The organism is Candidatus Borrelia fainii (genome assembly GCF_027925085.1).
GTDB lineage: Bacteria > Spirochaetota > Spirochaetia > Borreliales > Borreliaceae > Borrelia > Borrelia turicatae.
Window position 1 is genome coordinate 208,524 of sequence record NZ_AP027070.1, and the last position, 18,262, is coordinate 226,785.

General features: G+C 29.4%; 22 protein-coding genes and 1 tRNA gene. 3 read left to right on the forward strand and 20 right to left on the reverse strand.

The window, feature by feature from the left end:
• Positions 1-6: 6 nt before the first annotated feature.
• The 14 genes from coaD to QMG63_RS00945 form a co-directional block, all read right to left on the reverse strand.
• Positions 7-504, reverse strand: a complete 498-nt coding sequence (gene coaD / locus QMG63_RS00880; RefSeq protein WP_281860895.1) for a pantetheine-phosphate adenylyltransferase — start codon at positions 502-504, stop codon at positions 7-9.
• A 2-nt stretch (positions 505-506) separates the two neighbouring features.
• Complete coding sequence (locus tag QMG63_RS00885) at positions 507-1,046, reverse strand: hypothetical protein (protein WP_281860897.1); 540 nt, start codon at positions 1,044-1,046, stop codon at positions 507-509.
• A 274-nt stretch (positions 1,047-1,320) separates the two neighbouring features.
• Positions 1,321-1,449 carry a hypothetical protein gene (locus QMG63_RS00890; RefSeq protein ID WP_281860898.1) on the reverse strand — a complete coding sequence of 43 codons (129 nt, stop codon included), beginning with the start codon at positions 1,447-1,449 and terminating at the stop codon, positions 1,321-1,323.
• Between the two features lie 282 nt (positions 1,450-1,731).
• Entirely contained in the window at positions 1,732-2,004 is a 273-nt protein-coding gene (locus QMG63_RS00895; RefSeq protein WP_281860899.1) for a hypothetical protein, read from the reverse strand.
• Between the two features lie 65 nt (positions 2,005-2,069).
• Positions 2,070-2,312 carry a hypothetical protein gene (locus QMG63_RS00900; protein WP_281860901.1) on the reverse strand — a complete coding sequence of 81 codons (243 nt, stop codon included), beginning with the start codon at positions 2,310-2,312 and terminating at the stop codon, positions 2,070-2,072.
• 85 nt (positions 2,313-2,397) lie between these two features.
• Complete coding sequence (gene rplS, locus QMG63_RS00905) at positions 2,398-2,760, reverse strand: 50S ribosomal protein L19 (RefSeq protein ID WP_281860903.1); 363 nt, start codon at positions 2,758-2,760, stop codon at positions 2,398-2,400.
• Positions 2,738-3,457 carry a tRNA (guanosine(37)-N1)-methyltransferase TrmD gene (trmD, locus tag QMG63_RS00910; RefSeq protein WP_281860905.1) on the reverse strand — a complete coding sequence of 240 codons (720 nt, stop codon included), beginning with the start codon at positions 3,455-3,457 and terminating at the stop codon, positions 2,738-2,740. The genes rplS and trmD overlap by 23 nt, the downstream gene beginning before the upstream one ends.
• Positions 3,454-3,954 carry a ribosome maturation factor RimM gene (rimM, locus tag QMG63_RS00915; RefSeq protein WP_281860907.1) on the reverse strand — a complete coding sequence of 167 codons (501 nt, stop codon included), beginning with the start codon at positions 3,952-3,954 and terminating at the stop codon, positions 3,454-3,456. Before rimM ends, trmD begins: the two co-directional genes overlap by 4 nt.
• 3 nt (positions 3,955-3,957) lie before the next feature.
• Complete coding sequence (locus QMG63_RS00920) at positions 3,958-4,206, reverse strand: KH domain-containing protein (protein WP_281860908.1); 249 nt, start codon at positions 4,204-4,206, stop codon at positions 3,958-3,960.
• A 9-nt stretch (positions 4,207-4,215) separates the two neighbouring features.
• The gene (rpsP, locus tag QMG63_RS00925; protein ID WP_281860910.1) at positions 4,216-4,467 is read right to left on the reverse strand and encodes a 30S ribosomal protein S16; all 252 of its coding nucleotides are present in this window, start codon (positions 4,465-4,467) and stop codon (positions 4,216-4,218) included.
• Entirely contained in the window at positions 4,464-5,813 is a 1,350-nt protein-coding gene (gene ffh, locus QMG63_RS00930; RefSeq protein WP_281860912.1) for a signal recognition particle protein, read from the reverse strand. The genes rpsP and ffh overlap by 4 nt, the downstream gene beginning before the upstream one ends.
• A gap of 60 nt (positions 5,814-5,873) precedes the next feature.
• Positions 5,874-7,082 carry a host adaptation transcriptional regulator BadR gene (badR, locus tag QMG63_RS00935; RefSeq protein WP_281860914.1) on the reverse strand — a complete coding sequence of 403 codons (1,209 nt, stop codon included), beginning with the start codon at positions 7,080-7,082 and terminating at the stop codon, positions 5,874-5,876.
• A gap of 317 nt (positions 7,083-7,399) precedes the next feature.
• Complete coding sequence (fusA, locus tag QMG63_RS00940; protein ID WP_281860917.1) at positions 7,400-9,409, reverse strand: elongation factor G; 2,010 nt, start codon at positions 9,407-9,409, stop codon at positions 7,400-7,402.
• A gap of 124 nt (positions 9,410-9,533) precedes the next feature.
• On the reverse strand, positions 9,534-10,058 hold the full coding sequence (locus tag QMG63_RS00945) for a Dps family protein (RefSeq protein WP_281860919.1): 525 nt from the start codon (positions 10,056-10,058) through the stop codon (positions 9,534-9,536).
• A 69-nt stretch (positions 10,059-10,127) separates the two neighbouring features.
• Between QMG63_RS00945 and QMG63_RS00950 the strand changes: the two genes are divergently transcribed.
• Together QMG63_RS00950 and QMG63_RS00955 are read left to right on the forward strand one after the other, a co-directional pair.
• The gene (locus QMG63_RS00950) at positions 10,128-10,571 is read left to right on the forward strand and encodes a CAP domain-containing protein (protein WP_281860920.1); all 444 of its coding nucleotides are present in this window, start codon (positions 10,128-10,130) and stop codon (positions 10,569-10,571) included.
• Between the two features lie 52 nt (positions 10,572-10,623).
• Positions 10,624-10,697: transfer RNA gene (locus QMG63_RS00955), tRNA-Val, on the forward strand.
• 119 nt (positions 10,698-10,816) lie between these two features.
• On the opposite strand, the gene mvk is transcribed toward QMG63_RS00955, so the two are convergent.
• Genes mvk through QMG63_RS00985 form a run of 6 tightly spaced genes read right to left on the reverse strand, consistent with a single transcriptional unit; the run spans position 10,817 to position 17,091 of the window.
• Complete coding sequence (gene mvk / locus QMG63_RS00960; protein WP_281860922.1) at positions 10,817-11,710, reverse strand: mevalonate kinase; 894 nt, start codon at positions 11,708-11,710, stop codon at positions 10,817-10,819.
• Entirely contained in the window at positions 11,711-12,649 is a 939-nt protein-coding gene (locus QMG63_RS00965; protein ID WP_281860924.1) for a GHMP family kinase ATP-binding protein, read from the reverse strand. It lies immediately after the preceding gene.
• Entirely contained in the window at positions 12,640-13,578 is a 939-nt protein-coding gene (gene mvaD, locus QMG63_RS00970; protein ID WP_281860926.1) for a diphosphomevalonate decarboxylase, read from the reverse strand. Before mvaD ends, QMG63_RS00965 begins: the two co-directional genes overlap by 10 nt.
• A gap of 1 nt (position 13,579) precedes the next feature.
• Positions 13,580-14,830: a hydroxymethylglutaryl-CoA reductase, degradative gene (locus QMG63_RS00975; RefSeq protein WP_281860928.1), complete on the reverse strand. Its 1,251-nt coding sequence runs from the start codon at positions 14,828-14,830 to the stop codon at positions 13,580-13,582.
• A complete protein-coding gene (gene fni, locus QMG63_RS00980) occupies positions 14,820-15,884 on the reverse strand; it encodes a type 2 isopentenyl-diphosphate Delta-isomerase (RefSeq protein ID WP_281862060.1) in 1,065 nt (354 codons plus the stop codon). Before fni ends, QMG63_RS00975 begins: the two co-directional genes overlap by 11 nt.
• On the reverse strand, positions 15,868-17,091 hold the full coding sequence (locus QMG63_RS00985; protein WP_281862061.1) for a hydroxymethylglutaryl-CoA synthase: 1,224 nt from the start codon (positions 17,089-17,091) through the stop codon (positions 15,868-15,870). Before QMG63_RS00985 ends, fni begins: the two co-directional genes overlap by 17 nt.
• A 97-nt stretch (positions 17,092-17,188) precedes the next feature.
• On the opposite strand from QMG63_RS00985, the gene mnmA reads away from it, so the two are divergent.
• On the forward strand, positions 17,189-18,253 hold the full coding sequence (gene mnmA / locus QMG63_RS00990) for a tRNA 2-thiouridine(34) synthase MnmA (protein ID WP_281860930.1): 1,065 nt from the start codon (positions 17,189-17,191) through the stop codon (positions 18,251-18,253).
• Positions 18,254-18,262: the final 9 nt, after the last annotated feature.

Genomic DNA, 18,262 nt, shown 5'->3' on the forward strand with positions numbered 1-18,262 from the left:
ATATTATTAAGATAATTTGTCAATAAACTTAGATTTCAACTTTTTTTGCACTAGATCCGGGATAAAACTTGAAAGATCAAAATTTTTGTTCCTTATCAATTCTTTAACAAGATCTGATCTTACAAACAGATATTTATCACTACTAGGCAAAAATACTATGTCTATTGAAGGACTAAGCTTGCTACTAACAACATATCTTTCAAATTCAAATTCAAAATCATGAAAAGCCCTAACACCCCTAACAATAAAACCAATATCATTTTTTAAAGCATAATCCAAAATAATTCCATCATACCTATCTACAAAAATTCTTGACCATCCTAAAGATGCAATAACCTCAAAAGTAAGTTCATATCTTTCAACATCACTAAGCAAATAACTCTTAGCACTATTATTAGCAACAAGAACAATAACCTTATCAAAAATTAATGATGCTCTTTTTACTAAATCAATATGTCCCCAAGTAATAGGATCAAATGACCCAGGAAATAATGCTACTCTCATAATTAATAAAATTTAAATCCTTTATTCATATCTTGAAGAATTTTTTTTCGCCAATTAGGACAACCTTCTAAATTTTCAAAATCAATTTCCCTGACTATCTTAAAAGCCAAACTATTTCCTCTAACAGACTTGTCAATAACAAAAAATTTACCAACACCCCTATACAATAAACTTTCATTCTTAAAAAGCTCATTCTCAGACTTCAATTTATCAATAGCACAATCAAAATGTATAGGTTTATCTTCACCATTCAACTTCATAGACATACAAGAAATAATATCCCTGATAGGTTTCTCACAAATAGGACATACTTCTTTAAACCTTATACGCAATCTGCGGTCTTTACTAAAACCTTTTTGTTTATTACCCTTATAACTTTTTTGGTCATTAAAGTTAATACCCAAAGATTTATTATCATTAGTATTTAAAACCACAACATTTTGTTTCTTAAGCTCAGATTTTACTTTTCTCATTTTCCAATAGGGAACTTTCTTTACCTTTCTAAAATCATTGCCACAAGCTTTATTTAGATTAAACTTCAATGCTATCTCCCTCAATTATATAAAACAAATAAATAATCTCTTAAAATTAAACACAATGTCAAAAAATATTACAAATGACCTCAAATCACTAGATGTGATATATTTTAATACTATACTCACCATAGTTGTCATCTTTTTCCATTAATTGAATATTCTAAATTTTCAAATGGATAAACATTTCAAGATTTTACCTCTACAAAATAAAAATTATTAAGATTTTCAAACAAATATTTTTAATTAAAAACCTCACCACGATTTCCAATTTGTCTACTATTCATAATTTCTCACTCTTCAATTTATAAACAACAGATAAAATATGTGTAACTACTTTGAAATATTTAGAATCAATAAAATAATCCTCATCAAACAAAAATAAGCTCTCAGATAAATATTTATCCTCCACAATAGGAATACCCTATCACTTAAGCAAGCCCCTTTATACGTACAACCTTCTCTCCTCTAGTCTTAGCTAAAATAGAAAACGCTGAAAATTTAATATCATATTTAATCATAAAGCTAATTTTTCTCCATGCATATCTTATCTCATATCTTATAATTAATACTCTTAGCTACTATTACTTCTCAATTCAAAATTTTCAAATTTTGAATTGAATCTAATATTTTTATCTCAGTTATATTATAACAAAAAAGAGAACTTTTCAGCTCTCTAACAATATTATTTAAATCAAAATCTGCATATATTCTTATATATAGAACCAGATTCGAAGTGATTAATCTTACAAATAATTTTTTCTTGTTCATCAAAAAAACAAACAAAACTCCACTTATAAAGCATTTCTAAATCTTTATAAAAAAATAAAAATAACAAACCAATAGCTTCCATAAATTTAAAGGAAATTGAAATAATAAAATTATTATCGTTTTCAATAAAAATTAGTAGTTTATTATCATGCTCTCTTATTCTTAATTTACTGCCAAAACAATTATAAATTTGCATAAAATAATGTTCTGTTATAATTTGATTATACAAAATTAAAAAAAACTTTAAAACAAACTCATCTTTTATATTAGCAAAATATTCCTAAATAATTTTTTAGTGTTTTGATCGAAAGAATTACCTCTTCGTTTAAATACAAACTTATCATCAATCTCAAATAAATCTAAATCTCTAAATATAGATGTATAATTAACATGAATCAAAAAATTACCTAAAGTGCTAACCATCTTAGCAAAATACTTAAAACCAACTTTAAATGGAAAATTACTCTTTAATTCAAAATAACTGCCTAAAAAAATACATGCCACTTAATTAACACCAAAAGACTTAATAACTTCCAATTTTCCATTTAAAGGACATTTTTTGTTTAAAGTAATTTTAAATACTTAAGTATTATTTAAGCCTATTAATATCAAGACGCTCTTTCACCTTCATAGCGGCTTTACCAATTCTATCTCTCATGTAGTAAAGTTTTGCTCGCCTTACCTTCCCTCGCTTTAACACTTGAACCTTTTCTATAATAGGTGAATGCATAGGAAAAATTTTCTCAACTCCAATTCCTGAAGAAATCTTTCTAACTAAAAAAGTTTGTCCAATACCTTTATTTTGAATAGATATAACAAGACCCTCAAAATTTTGAATTCTCTCATTAGTGCCTTCAATTATTTTATAACTAACACGTATAGTATCTCCTACCCTAAAATCAAAATTTTCTATTCTCTTTCCTTTAGCCTCAATTTTTCTTATTAAATCCATCATTTTCTCCTCTCATTTCCAAATATTTAAGGTACAAATCATATCTATTTTTCTTTGTTTTTTCAATAGACTTCATAAATCGCCATTTTCTTATTTCCTCGTGATGACCTGAAAGAAGCACATTAGGAACTTCTAATCCCTTAAATTCATAAGGTCTAGTATAGTGAGGATACTCAAGCAAGCCACACTCACAACTGAAAGATTCCTCAAGCAAGGAATTCGGATTTATTACACCTTCTAACAATCTATATATACTATCTATTATGACAAGAGCAGCAACCTCACCTGAAGATAATACATAATCTCCAACTGAAATTTCAAAATCAACATACAAATCAATTATACGTTGATCAATCCCTTCATATCTTCCACAAATTATAACAAGTTCATTTTTCTTTGACAAGTCATAAGCCAATTTTTGATTATATTTCAATCCAGACGGACTTACAAATATTGTGGTTTTTTCTTTTGCATTTACATAATCAAGAGCAGCAGAGATAGGTTGGGCTTTTAAAACCATACCAGCACCTCCACCATAAGGAATATCATCACATCTTTTATGTTTATCATCGGAAAAATCACGAATAGATATGACTTCACAAGTAATAATGCCTTTAGTTATAACTTTTTTCATTATTGAATTTTCAAAAAATGGAGTAATGATTGAAGGAAATAAAGAGAGAATAGTAATTTTCATTTTAAGAGATCTAATACCTTAAGCTCAATAGTTTTCAATTCTCGATCAATATCTCCAAGATAAATATCTAAAAAGGGAACAAAAAATAATTTACTTCCAACTTTAACTTCAAAAAGAATTGACGTAACACACTCAAAAAAAGATACAACAACTCCCAATTCTTTTCCATTATTAACAAGCTTATAACCAATAAACTCGCTAAAGTAATACTCACCTTCTTCTAATTTAGATGCAAATTCATCATTTACCCATAACTCAAAGCCGATTAAACCCTTGATAGGCTCAGGAGTATTAAATTCTTCAAATTTCAATAACAATGAATGATTCATTAAAGATACATCTTCAACTTTAACTTCAATTGAAGAGCAACATTTCTTTTTTAAAACTAATTTATTACCCTTTAAATCAAAAAAATCATAAAAACCATTGGATATGCTCTTAACTTTAGCATATCCATTAATTCCATAAGATGACAATATTATGCCTTTTACAAACACAAATTAGTCCAAAATTTCTAGTTGAACTCTCCTATTTGTTTTTGCAGCACAAGCACTAAGGAGTGTCCTAATAGCCCTTGCAATGCGTCCTCTTCTCCCAATTATTTTCCCAACATCATTTGCAGAAACTCTTAATTCTAAAATAGTTGATTTTTCACCTTCAACTACATTTAACTTAACCTCATCTCTTTTATCTACAAGAGATTTGACTACAAATTCTACAAGCTCAATTTCATTACCGTATTCTTTCATTAAGTCCTCCTAATTCTCAACTTTAAAATTACTTTTATTCAAAATTTTTTTAACCGTATCACTTGGAATAGCTCCTTTGCCTATCCAATCTTTAAACTTATCCTCATTGATTTTGACTTGATTTTGCTTTTCAACAGGATGATAATACCCAAGCTCTTCAATGGCTCGTCCATCTCTAGGCGAAGTAGAATCCATGACTACAATTCGATAATAAGGCCTCTTTTTTGCCCCCATCCTCTTTAATCTTATCCTAACACTCAATTTACCATTCCTCCTTTATCTCCAAAAAGAGATGCTATCTTATTTTGAAAACTCTTATTTTTCATTTTTTTCATCATCAAAACGGTCTGACTAAATTTTTTCATAAGCTTGTTTACTTCGAAAACTGTTGTCCCACTTCCCAAAGCTATTCTTTTCTTCCTTGAAAGATTATTTAAAACAACAGGATTTAACCTTTCTTTTTTAGTCATAGACAAAATGATGGCCTCTTCCCTTTTAAGTTCTCTTTCATCAATACCACGATTTAACATTTCTAATGAAACACCCGGAAGCATCCCTATCAAACTAGAAATTCCACCCATATTACGCATATATTTAAACTGATTTAAATAATCCTCAAAATTAAAGTTGTCTTTCTTAAATTTTTCCTCAAGTCGTAAGGCCTCTTCTTCATCTATAACACTTTGAGCTTTTTCAACAAGACTAACAATATCTCCCATACCAAGAATTCGTGAAGCAACTCTATCTGGATAAAAAACATCAAGATCCTCAGGTTTTTCTCCAACTCCAACAAATTTAATAGGTGCTCCACAAATAGTCTTAAGTGATAATATGGCACCACCTCTAGCATCAGAATCAAATTTTGTAAAAATTACACCCGTAATCCCAACACTATCATTAAATTCCTTAGCAATATTTACAGCACTCTGACCCGTCATTGCATCTGCAACTAATATTGTCTCCGTAGGGGCCACAATATCCCTTATCTTTATTATTTCTCTTAATAATAAATCTTCAACCTCAAGACGCCCTCTAGTATCTATTATTACAGTATCAAAAAGCTCTGTTTTAGCATATTCAATGGATTTTTTTACAACTTTAATAGGATCACTCTCACCCTCAAGAAAAAATACAGAAACACCAACTTGCACACCCAAAATCTTTAACTGATTAACCGCTGCAGCTCTAAAAGTATCTGCAGCTACAAGAAGAACTTTTCGATTCTCTGACTTAAGTCGCATCGCAAGCTTTGCACATGTTGTAGTTTTTCCAGAACCTTGAAGACCAAGCATAAGAATGCATGATAATTTGTTAATGGGATTTAAAACGAGCTCAGAATGCTTATCGCCCAGGAAATCTATAAGATTATCATTAACAATCTTAATAAACTGAGACTTAGGATCAATATTTCTTAAAACCTTAATCCCCTTTGCCTCTTCGATTACAGAATTTATAAAACGTCTTACAACTCTTAAATTAACATCGGCTTCAATTAAGGCATTTTTAATAGTATCAATGGCTGCTTCAATATTTTTCTCATTTATCACAGATTTTCCAGAGATATACTTTACAAAATCTCTAAAACCCGCACCTAAATTCTCAAACACTAAAAATCACCTTCATTTGTAAAAAATCCTACAAAATATACAATACAAAAAAAGAAAATATTAATCAATATCTCCTCCAGTCAAATAGAATTTATTGAATATAACACTAGAAGCAGGACCAACAACAGATACTTCCGTATCTAGAGAACTAAGCTTTAATATTATACTCTCTTTATTCAATTTTTTTATTTCTTTTTTTAATAAATCAAAAAAACTCTTAAGTTTAAAACTTTGTCCATAAAGCACTAAATAATTAAAATCAAGAACCCTTTGAATATTAATAATAACTATTGCTAAGTATTTTACTGTATTTTCCATTATTTTATATATAAACTCATATTTATCATGAAGAGCAAAAATGTCATATATCGTAACTTTTTTAAGCCTACTCTCATACTTGTCATAAAGCTCAGGAATCTCTCCATTCATAAACTCTTTTGAAATCAAACGCTGAAGTGCAAAATTAGATATCAACATATTAACACACCCCTTATTTCCACATGTAGGACAATTTTTCTCCCCTCTATAATCAATTACCATATGACTAACCATACCAGATTTATTATTAAAACCAGCATAAACATTACCACCAGACCAAATAGAAAGCTCTGCGGTATCTGTATAATCGAAAAACATAATGTTATCTACATTCTTACCCATAAATTCAGCAAGAGAAAGATTTTTAACATAACTTTCAAGATACACTGTAAGTGAAAAATATTCTTCTAATATAGCCTTAACAGGCACATCTTTCTCAATCCATGCACCATGACTATCATTAACAATACCAGATTCCTTATCCTTAATTATACCAGTAATACTAAATCCCAACCCAATAAATTTATCCCTTGAAAAATTATGTTTCCAGATAATCTCAATCATATGATCTTTAATTTTTTCCAAAATCTCATAAGCGCTAACTGGTGGTTCAAAAGAATAAGTCTCACTTATTAAAACCTCACATTTAAGGTTTGCAATTCCTATTTGAAAATAATTACTTGAAATAATTACTCCCATCGAATATGCAAAATCTTTATTAATATCAAGAAGTATTTCTTTTCGTCCATGCTTTTTAATGCCTGATTCTTTTGAACCAACTTCAACTAAAATATTCTCCTTAATCATATGATTAGTAAGAATTGTCACAGCCGCATTTGTCAATGATAATTTACGTGCCAAATCTGTCCTTGAATATTGCATATTCTTTAAACTAAGGAGTATTTTTTTTCTATTACCACCTCTAATTGAAACCATGTTCTCACCCTGCATAACACAACCTCCTTTATTTTTAAAATAAAAAAATATTAATAATAAGACATAATATCAAAAAATCACTCTAATATTCTAGTAGCACTTACAAGACAAAAAAAATCTTTTTTAAGAATAAAAAATATCTTATATTTATTAATAATTGAAACAATCCAACAAAATATTAAAATACAAATTTTAAAACTCATAACCAAAAGACATAACTGCTAAAACTTTAAAAGAATAGAGAAAATAAAATATCAAATAAACATGTACCTTATAATTTAAAGACATAAACTTATGCATAAATTGATTTATAAATATTTAAAAAAAAATGATCACTCACATTTTTCTTTAAAATACGAAAATTCCATGGTAAAAATCCCTCTACCTTTAGTAGCACTTCTTAAAATCGAGGCATACCCAAAAAGTTTTTCAAAAGCCGCTTCGGCTTTGATTATCTCATAGTTCTCAATGTTGCTAATAGAATGAATCATTCCACCAATAAAATTCAATGTAGAAATAACCTCCCCAGTATACTCAATAGGAGTTCTAATTTCTAACATCATTATTGGCTCAAGCTTAATAGGATTTGCCCTTTTAAAAAATTCATTAAAAGCAAGACTCGCTATTGACTCAATGACAAATTCATTAACTTTGGACTTATCATAATTTAATGAAGTAATCTTAATTCCTGCATCAATAATCGGATATCCAATAATACCACTTGCAAAGGAAGAAGTTATACCCTTTAATATTGCAGCCTTGAACAAAGGCTCAACATCGCACTCAAATTCTATTTTATTTCCTTCACCTCTCACCAGAGGACTAACAATCATCCCAATTTTTAAATTCAGTTCCTTACCTGCAAATATATTAACAAACTCAAATACATCATTAACTGTCGAACTTAAACTCTCCCTATAGCTTACTTGGGGTTTACCTGTATAAACATTAAGCTTAAAATCATCTCTAATTCTCATAATAATAATTTCAAGATGTAGTTCACCCATTCCAGATACCAATAATTGTCCTGTTTCTTTACTTTCTTTATAACTAAAAGTAGGGTCTTCTTTAGCAATAATTTCAAGAGCTTCTTTAAGCCTAATATCATCAGATACTTTCTCTGGCTCAATAGATATTAAGACAACTGGTTCTGGAAATACTAAAGGCTCAAGCACAACCTCATTACTTTCCTCAACAAGCGTATCTCCCGTTGTAGAATATTTAAGTCCAATAACTGCCCCAATATCTCCTGCTTTGACTTCATCAATTTGCTCATTTTTATTTGAAAAAACCCGAAAAATCCTTGTAAATTTTTCACGTTTATTTTTAGCAATATTAACAATCCTTTTAGACGAATTAAGTGCCCCTGAATAGACCCTAATAAAATAAAGATGCGCAGCAATTGCACTACAATATTGAACCTTAAACACAAGTGCAGATAACCTTTTTTCATTTTTAGGATCAATTAATACACTTCTATCCGTTTTTAAAGAATAAGCACTAATTTCTTTTTCAAAAGGGCTTGGAAGATAATCTACAACTGCATCTATTAAAGGCTCTATACCAATATTTTTAAGACTAGTTCCCATCAAAACAGGAATAATAAAACCACTAATAGTGCATCTTCTAATCTCTTCAATTATGAGCGAATCATCAATAACAGAATTTTCAAGAAAAAGTTTAGTAATTTTGTCACTAAAATTACTAATAGAATCTATTAAATTTTCCCTGAAAATTTTAACATTTTCAACAAATTCTTTACGAACCACACTCTCAAGCACAATAGGTTTGCCATCCCTAAATTCAAAATGCAATTCTTTATTGCGAATAATATCTATTACTCCTTCAAAGTTATTCTCACTCCCAATTGGAATTTGTAAAACTATCGGAACTATACCAAATTTATTTTTTATGTCCTCAACTACTTTAAAAAAATTCGCTCCTACACGATCCATCTTATTAACGTAAGCAAGTCTTGGAATACTATACTTTGATGACTGTTTCCAAACCGTTTCAGTTTGTGCCTGAATTCCATCAACAGCACTAAAAACAACAATTCCTCCATCAAGAACACGAAGAGATCTTTCAACCTCAGCTGTAAAATCCACATGCCCAGGAGTATCAATAATATTTATCTGATGATTTTTCCAATAGCAAGTAATAGCAGCAGAGCTAATTGTAATACCCCTATCTTGTTCTTGTGCCATCCAATCAGTAATAGTATTGCCAGAATCAACATCGCCTATCTTATGAGTTCTACCAGTATAATATATAATTCTTTCTGTAGTAGTAGTTTTGCCAGCATCAATATGTGCCATAATCCCAATATTTCTAATTTCCATAAAGTCCTCAAACACCATAAAAGCTATAGATCCTGCTATAGCTTTCTTCAATTAAATCATAATTATATTTAATTAAGACATACAAAATAAATATAAAAAAGCATTTTTACATCATATCACAAGATTAATGTTTTTCACTACAGCACTCTCTCTTATGACATGAACACTTACAATCACTTAACAAAGCTCTGTACATCCATAAATACTTTTCAAAAGAAACAATAATATCATCCAAAATATTAGCCGTCCCATAATCAGATGTGCTATCAACAAAACACCTTGTGTTAGACATATTTTCAAGAATGTCATTAAGATTACAAACAATACTTCTAATTGAAGGTTCAAGACTTGAAGTGATATCTAAATTAATTTCATTAATAAATGATTTCTTAATGAATTCAGAACATCTAAATTCAGAATCATACCCAAGTGCTCTAGATCGCTCAGCTAAAATATCGATAACCTCTGCAACATAATCATAAAGTTTTTCGGCTTCTTTATGAATTACAAAAAAATTAATATCTTTTATGTTCCAATGAATACCTCTCAAATTAGCATAAAAAACATGGAGACCTGCTAACAATTCTTGAAGTTTTAAATTTATTTTATCTAAATCATCTATCTTCAAATAATTTAAATGATTTGCCATATTATCCTCCTACTTAAAATAATTAAATATATGTTATAATGACATTATTTTAGTACAAGTAGGCTTATTATGCAAAAGAAATTTATTTCTATTATTTTAATTTTTACAAGTCAATTTACACTCTTAGGTATAAATGAAGACTTAGAATTTCTTTATTCATCAATTCACCAATTAAGAAATGATCTACACTTAAAAAAGCTAGAAATAGATAAAACTCTTGAGATAGTGACAAAAGAATATGCAATAAATCTTAATGAAAATAAAGTATTAACTCATACACTCTTTGGCACAACTCCCATGCAAAGAGTCAAAAAATATGATAAACACTTTTGTAGGATAAGAGAGATTTTAGCAGCAGGGATGGATGTCAAAGATGTAACTGGAGCTTGGCTTAAAAGCAAAAAACACAAAAAAGCTCTTTTAAATAAAGACACAAGTAAAATGGGAGGATGTGTACTACGAACAAAAGATAAAAAAAACATATTTGTAGTTCTTTTCGGAGAAAAATTCTGAATAAATTGACATAAATCAAATTTATTTTATATAATGTTTTCCAGTATCAAAAGGGTTCATAGCTCAGATGGTCAGAGCGCCTGCCTTACAAGCAGGATGTCGGGGGTTCGAATCCCTCTGAACCCAAAATTACTTTATTCAAGCGGATTTAAAGCATGCTGTTTGCTATAAAGTTACTAAAAAAACACTACATAACATATAATTTATTAGCTTCTAAAAACATTTTTCGTATATGTCTTTATGCATTAAAACTTAAATATTTTAAGTGGAAAGATCAAGTTGATATTATTCCTATCTAAATCTTTACTTAATTCCTCCAAGCACAAGCTAGCATCATTTTTATCCTGGAAAAGCAAAATAAAAGCCCCACCCCTACCAGCACCACTCAATTTGCCAGAAAGAGCCTTAAATTGTCTACCTTTTTCTATTACATAATCAAGCGTACCTGAAGATAAACCCAAAGAATTTAAATAATTATTCGCAACATTCATATTATTCGTCAATGAAAGAATATCGCGTTTATTAAAAGCAACATAAGAATTCTTAACAATACAACCAAGTTTTTCAATAATTTCAAATTGACTATTATCAAGAGAAATTCTGTAATTCAAATCAGATATGATTTTATTTGTTGTACATTCCCTTCTGACTGCTCCAATCAGAAAATAAAAATTACAAAATGCTATTCTTCTATAACTGAAAGATCCATTTTTTCTCTCTAAATAAAAAGTTCCATCTAACTCAACAAGAAAAACATCCATCCCAGAAGATCTTCCATGAAAAATATTTTCAATTTCCCTTGCCAACAAAATTTTATCGTAAGTACGATATTCATCATGACTTACAATATATTCAGCAAAACATAAACTAAGACTAGCAGAGGAACCAAATCCTAATCCAACTGGAATCTGGGAAAATATTAAAAATTCAATGGGTCGGACTTTATTAAATCTATTATTAATAAAATGTATTACCTCGTCTATTTTTAAAGAAGGAACTCCCAAATATTTCCAAGAACCAGAAAATGTATAAACTAAGTACATATAAAGAGGTATCGTAGCACCAATCACTGGAAAACCATATACAGCACTATGTTCTCCTAAAAACAGTATTTTAGAAGGCTTTTTTATTATAAACATTTACTGAAATTTAACACCATCTAAATCTAGATTTATTGGTTCAATATTAAATTGTTCAAAAACTTCAAAATTTGGCTCATAGACTAAAAAAGTTTCATTGCCAGCACCCAAAGCCTTAATTAAAGTACATTCATTTTCAAGATAAGCAAGATTTAAAGGCAAATTAGCAGAAATGCCTATCTTTTCCCCAATGTTTAATCCTATATTTTTTGCCAATTTCAAACTAGACAATAAACAATCAGAAGAATTGCTAATATTAAGAACAATTTTTTTCATTACAATATTAATATCTTTTATAAAACTCATTAAAGAATCCTTATGTTCATAATATTTAATAATCGAACTAGTAGTTTTAACTGGACTAGGACCTCGCATTAAATAAAAATTATTAAAATATATATTCTCTAAACGCTCATATGAAGGAAGATCTCCACCCTTAAACTGAACAACTCCACCAAAAAGACTAGTAGCAATATCATATCCACTACCTATACCTCCTTGAGCATACCTATAAGCTTCTAGACAATACATAAAAATTTTATCTTTAACAAAATAATTATTATTCAAAATCAAAAAGATTCCACATACAAGCCCAACAGCAATAACAGCACTCGAACCAAATCCTTTTTTTACACCACTATTTAAAAAAAAATTACTTGTATCAATATAAACATCAAAGGAAAAATCTTCTAAATTAGCAAAATATTTCTGTTTTAAATACCTAAACATCCTACAAACAAAATCATCATTATTTTTTATTAAAGTAAAATCATCAATTTTGGTTTTTTTAGCAAAAAAACGCCAAGCATCACTTCGTTTAAAAGAAAAATAAGCTCTTTCTTTTATTGCAATTGCAAGTCCAAAACCATCTTCTTCCAAAATAAAATATTCACCCATTAAAAGTAAATTACCAGGCACTGAAAAACTAATTATATCCATTCTAAACCACTTCCAATTTTTGAAACAATAAAATTAACATCTCTAAAATTGCTAGTAAGTTTAGTCAAAATTAATTCCAAATCTTTCTTTAAACACAACACCTTAACCTGTGGCCCAGCATCCATCGTTTCAAAAACAGGAATACCTTTACTTCTAAGATCGGCAATATACTTGATTAATTCTATAGTATTACTTTTAAAATAAATAATGGAAGATGATAACATTAAAGCAAACATACACTGATAACTCTTTACAATTTTAAGACCAAATCCATTAAAATCTCCCTTTAAAAAAAAATACAAAGCTTCCTTAAATATATTACGACTGGACTCAATCCAAGCACCCCAATAAAATTTCTCTTGCTTGCAAATCTCCATGGCAACCCTTGAAGAAATCTCTTTTTTTCTGCTATCAACTATAGCAAATATTATGCACAAATCACTAAAACAATTAAAACTATCCAACTGAAATGCACTCCTTGCACCTTCCTTTAAAAAGGTAAATCCACCATAAATAGCTCTTGAGGCCGACGCTGAACCTATTCTTGCAAGCTGTGAAGCTTTTTGATGAGAATATTGATTAAAATATCTTAAAATACAAGCAGCAATAGATGCAAAACCAGAGCTTGAACTTGCAAGTCCTGCGGCTGTTGGAAAATTATTTTCACTAATTACCCTAAACCCAACATTTGGCTTATTTAAGATTTTTCTTGCATGGTTAAAAAAATTTATTTCTCTCTCGCTCAATACAACAGCCCTTGAATTTAAAATTATTTCATCCTTACATGACAATTCAAGTTCACTTATTGAATAAAATTTATCAACACTTACAGCAATACTTGAAGTAGCTGGAATATTTAAAAATTTATCTCTCTTCCCCCAATACTTAATTAATGCCAAACTAGGATTTACCTTACATCTAATCTTCACACTATGTTCTTAAATCCTCTAAAATTTTAAGAGCAAAATTAAGGGAATAAATCCCACTCTCACTCATTTTAAATAATATTTTTTCTCTCTCATCACTAGAAATAGTATAATCTCTTTCAAGAAGATATAAAATTTTATTAACATGCAACTTCATATGTCCTCTCTGAATTCCATCAAAAGCAAGTGCTCTTAAAGCCGCAAAATTACTTGCAAGGCCAACACAAGAAAGAACACCCATAAACTCTTTTTTGCAATCAATCTCCATAATCTTAAAGCTCAATATAGCCGCTTCATGAGAACCAGCCGAACCTCCTTTAATGCCAACTTGTAAAGGCAATTCAATCTCTCCAATCAAATTTTCATCAGAAATATAAAATTTACTAAGAGGTAAATATACACCACTTCTTGAAGCAAATTTATGTATGCATGCCTCAATAGCCCTTGTATCATTAAGTGTCGCAACACATAAACCTGTTATGCCATTCATAATACCTTTGTTATTAGTAACAGCACGTTCCTCTTCAAAAAATCCTATCTTAGAAATAAGTGAAATATTTTGAGCCAAAACCAAAGATTCTGCATTATCTTTAAGCAAATCATTAATATTTAATTTAAAATTAGCTTTTATAGCAAAATCATTCGAATCATTACTTAAAATTTTTAAAACACACTCATACCCAAACTCTAGAGTAATATGATGAGCCACTCTCTCAGCTATTGAATTTAGCAAATTTGAACCCATAGCATCACAAACATCTACATAGATATTTAATTTTTGAATACCAATTTCCTTAATAAACTTAGTTGAAAGTTTCCTAAAGCCGCCACCTCTACGTTCCATATTATGCAAAAGAGGCTTAGACCAAAGATCAATCTTTTCAAAAAGACTAAGAAACATATCACTTAAGTCTTTATCTGTCTTTATATAAACTTGAGCAATTCCTAACACTTCACCCACAAAATAACTTAAATTAGCATGTTCAAGAATCTTAGCTGAAAAATTTAATGCGGCAATAACTGAAGGTTCTTCCGTAGCAATAGGTACAGTATAATATTTGCCATTTACCTTTAAGTTTTTTACAATGCCAATGGGCAAGGATAAATAACCAACATAATTCTCTATCATGTGACAAAGAAAATCTTCATCAGCAGAATCATAAAAAAAATCAAAAAGATTCATTTTCAAAAGACTCTTTATCTCTCGTTTTTTATCTGAAATACTTTTACTTCTAAAATTTTTACTAAGTCTCATAAAAATCTTTAAAGCTCTTAACATTAAACGGCAACGGATGACTTAAAAAATATTTATTTAACCTAAACTGTGACAAATCTTTACTATTACTTAAAAGCATAGACATCTTTAAAACATATTCATAACCTTTTAAAAGGTTATATAAAGCATCCTCACCCCCCGCATAAAAAACCCTTAGAATGGCCGCTGCAATGCCTACCAATTTAGCCCCAAGCGCAATGCCTTTGGCAATATCCATTCCAGTCTCATACCCTCCTGATGCAAAAACTCTATCTTTAAAAAAATCTTTAATACTAAGTAACGTTAAAACCGACGATATGCCCCAATTAGCAAAACAAGACGCAATATCCAAATTTTCATCTTTAATTCCTTCAACCAAAACCCAGTTAGTTCCACCACTACCAGCAAGATCAACATAAGAAACCCCAAGCTCTAGCAATCTGATAACAGAATCGGGAGAAATTCCAAAGCCTGTCTCTTTAACAATAACTGGAATATTTGATACAGAGCAAAGCCTCTCAATTGAGTCTTTAATTCCTCTAAAGTTTCTCTCACCTCTTAAATTCATTAATTCTTGACCTGAATTTAAATGTACAATTATGGCATCAACCTCAAGTCTCTTATTCATTTCAATTATTTCAAAAATCCCAAATTCTCTTAACTGAGTAGCACCAATATTTGAAAATAAAGGAATATTATAAGCATACTTCTTTAAGGAAAAATCTTTAATATATTCAGGATATTTAAATACAAGCTTAAAAGATCCCAGACTCATTGGAATTCTTAAATCATTTGCAATCTTAACAAGAGACTTATTCAGTCTATTACCCTCTCTAACGCCTCCTGTCATTGATGAGATTAAAATAGGCATGGCAATATCATAGCCAAATATACTCTCTCTCGTATTTATCTCACAAAAATTAAGCTCACTAAGTGCATCATGCTTTAAATTAACAAAATTTAAAAGATTATCACTTTTATTAACATCCTCTTTATTTAAACAAATTTCAATTTGTCGTTTTTTATTATCTAATATATTAGGCTCGATACCCATAAACCCGGTATCCATCCTCTCTAATTTCCTTTAAATAAAAACCTTGAGATTCACCTGGAATAATCCTATTTTCAAAAAAATCTCTATACTCATCAAAATTTGCATCATGTCTTACTGAAAACATTTTATCAATATCCCAGGTCTTAACAACACAATGAGCATTCTCTTCAACTGTAAGCTCATAAATAACCATAATATTACCAGATCCATAGGAACAAAAAAGTATTCTCTCACCACTAATATCCTTTTTTGCAAATACTCGCTTTAAATAAGACATTAAAGATAAAAATATTGATCCTGTATATAAATTTCCCACCTCCTTAGAAGCCTCAACAGAATCATAAAAGTCTATTGATTCTAAATAAGCATTTCTCTCAGATTCATCTTCACTATAATGTTTCTTTAAAACATAATGCATTGAATCTATAGGCATTTGTGCAAAAGGTACATGTAAAATAAACCTATATTTAGAAAATAAATCCTTAATACTCATATTTTTCTTATATGCAAAATTTGCTAAAGCCTCTTCATTCGCCTTATTATAACAGTCAATAGAATAACGTCCCTTTACCTTAGCCTCAAGACTTCCAAATGGTCTAAAAAAATCATCAACATCATCAGTATAAACTCCAAACTCAGACAAATTAATAGATAAAACTTTTGGATTTTGCTCAATAAGAACCGCTGTTGCTCCAGCCCCTTGAGTAATTTCTGCTGTAGTAAGATTACTATAATGTGCGATATCACTAGAAAATACTATTCCATATTCAGATTTATCTAAATAACTTAAAATACTTGCAGCACTGTGCAAAGAAAGTGCAGAACCTGCACATGCATGTTGAACTTGAAAAGTTAAGAAATTATTTGATAAATTAATACCAGCTAACTTCAAAGCTCCATAGACATAAGATGAAATTGACTTTGAATAATCTACACCTGTCTCAGTTCCACCTAAAAATACTCTCATTTTATCTAACTCAAGATTATTATTATCAAAAATTAGTTTAACAGCAGAGCTAGCCATTGTAACACTGTCTTCATTAGGATTTGTAAATCTAAACGCTTTCTGCAGGGTTGCATCAATTGCTCTATTAAATTTCTTAAAAAAATTTTCATCAGAATTATACAAAGAATTGTTTAAAAGAACATGTAAGCTTAAACAATTTGAAGGCAAAAAAACTCTAATATCACTAATACCTACTTTCATCAATTTACCCCGATTAAAAAAATAATTACCAAGTAATATACTATAGATCATAAAAACATCAAAGTTCAATATGCTATGATGAAAGGAGAAGCAAATTATGCAAATAGCAGTACTTCTATCTGGTGGAGTAGACAGCTCTGTAGCCCTTTATACAATGATACAAAAAGGTTATAAAAATATAAAGTGTTATTATCTAAAAATTTGGCTTGAAGACGAACTTTCCTACATAGGAGAGTGCCCTTGGAAAGAAGATATCAATTATGTAGAGGCTGTATGTAAAAAATTTAATGTACCATACGAAATTATCAGCTTACAAGACGAGTATTACAAGAGAGTAGTAACTTATGCTATCGAAGAATTAAAAATTGGTAATACCCCAAGTCCAGATATATTTTGTAATCAAAGAATAAAATTTGGTGCATTCTTTGACAAGATAAACGAACATTATGATTTAATTGTTACAGGACACTATGCTAAAACAGAAAACAAAAATGATCACTATATACTTAAACAAGCCAAAGATAAAATAAAAGACCAAAGCTATTTTCTATCTCATCTTTCTAGAGAACAAATATCAAAACTGCATTTCCCATTAGGAGACCTATTTAAAACTGAAATAAGACAAATAGCACAAAAAATAGATTTGCCCAATAAAAATAGAAAAGATAGTCAAGGAATCTGTTTTCTTGGTAAAATCAAATATGATGAATTTATAAAATATCATTTAGGAGAACTTAAAGGTAATATTATCGAACAAGAAACAGGCAAAATACTTGGAACACACAATGGGTATTGGTTTTTTACAATTGGACAAAGAAAAGGTATCAAACTCAGCCATGGCCCATGGTTTGTCACAGAGAAGGATATTCAAAATAACATCATTTACATCTCAAACAGTACAAATTACCTGAAACAAGGGAAGCAACAATTTTTAGTTCACAAAACAAACTGGATAAACAAACCATTAAACAATGCTAACTTAAGTGCCAAAATAAGACATGGGGAGAAAAAAATAAAATGCAAAATAGAAATGTTAAAAAATGATATCATAAAAGTTGATCTAGAAGAAAAAGATTATGGAATTTCACCGGGACAATTTTGCATATTTTATCAAGAAGACGAATGCTTAGGCGGAGCTAAAATCCTTAAAACACTAATATAATATATTTTT

Excerpts from the sequence above, each read along its gene's own strand:
- QMG63_RS00975 (WP_281860928.1), bottom strand. The coding sequence starts at position 14,830 with ATGAGACTTAGTAAAAATTTTAGAAGTAAAAGTATTTCAGATAAAAAA.
- QMG63_RS00895 (WP_281860899.1), bottom strand. The coding sequence starts at position 2,004 with ATGCAAATTTATAATTGTTTTGGCAGTAAATTAAGAATAAGAGAGCAT.
- QMG63_RS00920 (WP_281860908.1), bottom strand. The coding sequence starts at position 4,206 with ATGAAAGAATACGGTAATGAAATTGAGCTTGTAGAATTTGTAGTCAAA.
- QMG63_RS00985 (WP_281862061.1), bottom strand. The coding sequence starts at position 17,091 with ATGAAAGTAGGTATTAGTGATATTAGAGTTTTTTTGCCTTCAAATTGT.
- mnmA (WP_281860930.1), top strand. The coding sequence starts at position 17,189 with ATGCAAATAGCAGTACTTCTATCTGGTGGAGTAGACAGCTCTGTAGCC.
- rplS (WP_281860903.1), bottom strand. The coding sequence starts at position 2,760 with ATGGATTTAATAAGAAAAATTGAGGCTAAAGGAAAGAGAATAGAAAAT.
- badR (WP_281860914.1), bottom strand. The coding sequence starts at position 7,082 with ATGCAGGGTGAGAACATGGTTTCAATTAGAGGTGGTAATAGAAAAAAA.
- trmD (WP_281860905.1), bottom strand. The coding sequence starts at position 3,457 with ATGAAAATTACTATTCTCTCTTTATTTCCTTCAATCATTACTCCATTT.
- fusA (WP_281860917.1), bottom strand. The coding sequence starts at position 9,409 with ATGGAAATTAGAAATATTGGGATTATGGCACATATTGATGCTGGCAAA.
- coaD (WP_281860895.1), bottom strand. The coding sequence starts at position 504 with ATGAGAGTAGCATTATTTCCTGGGTCATTTGATCCTATTACTTGGGGA.
- QMG63_RS00965 (WP_281860924.1), bottom strand. The coding sequence starts at position 12,649 with ATGGATATAATTAGTTTTTCAGTGCCTGGTAATTTACTTTTAATGGGT.
- mvk (WP_281860922.1), bottom strand. The coding sequence starts at position 11,710 with ATGTTTATAATAAAAAAGCCTTCTAAAATACTGTTTTTAGGAGAACAT.
- QMG63_RS00950 (WP_281860920.1), top strand. The coding sequence starts at position 10,128 with ATGCAAAAGAAATTTATTTCTATTATTTTAATTTTTACAAGTCAATTT.
- fni (WP_281862060.1), bottom strand. The coding sequence starts at position 15,884 with ATGGGTATCGAGCCTAATATATTAGATAATAAAAAACGACAAATTGAA.
- QMG63_RS00945 (WP_281860919.1), bottom strand. The coding sequence starts at position 10,058 with ATGGCAAATCATTTAAATTATTTGAAGATAGATGATTTAGATAAAATA.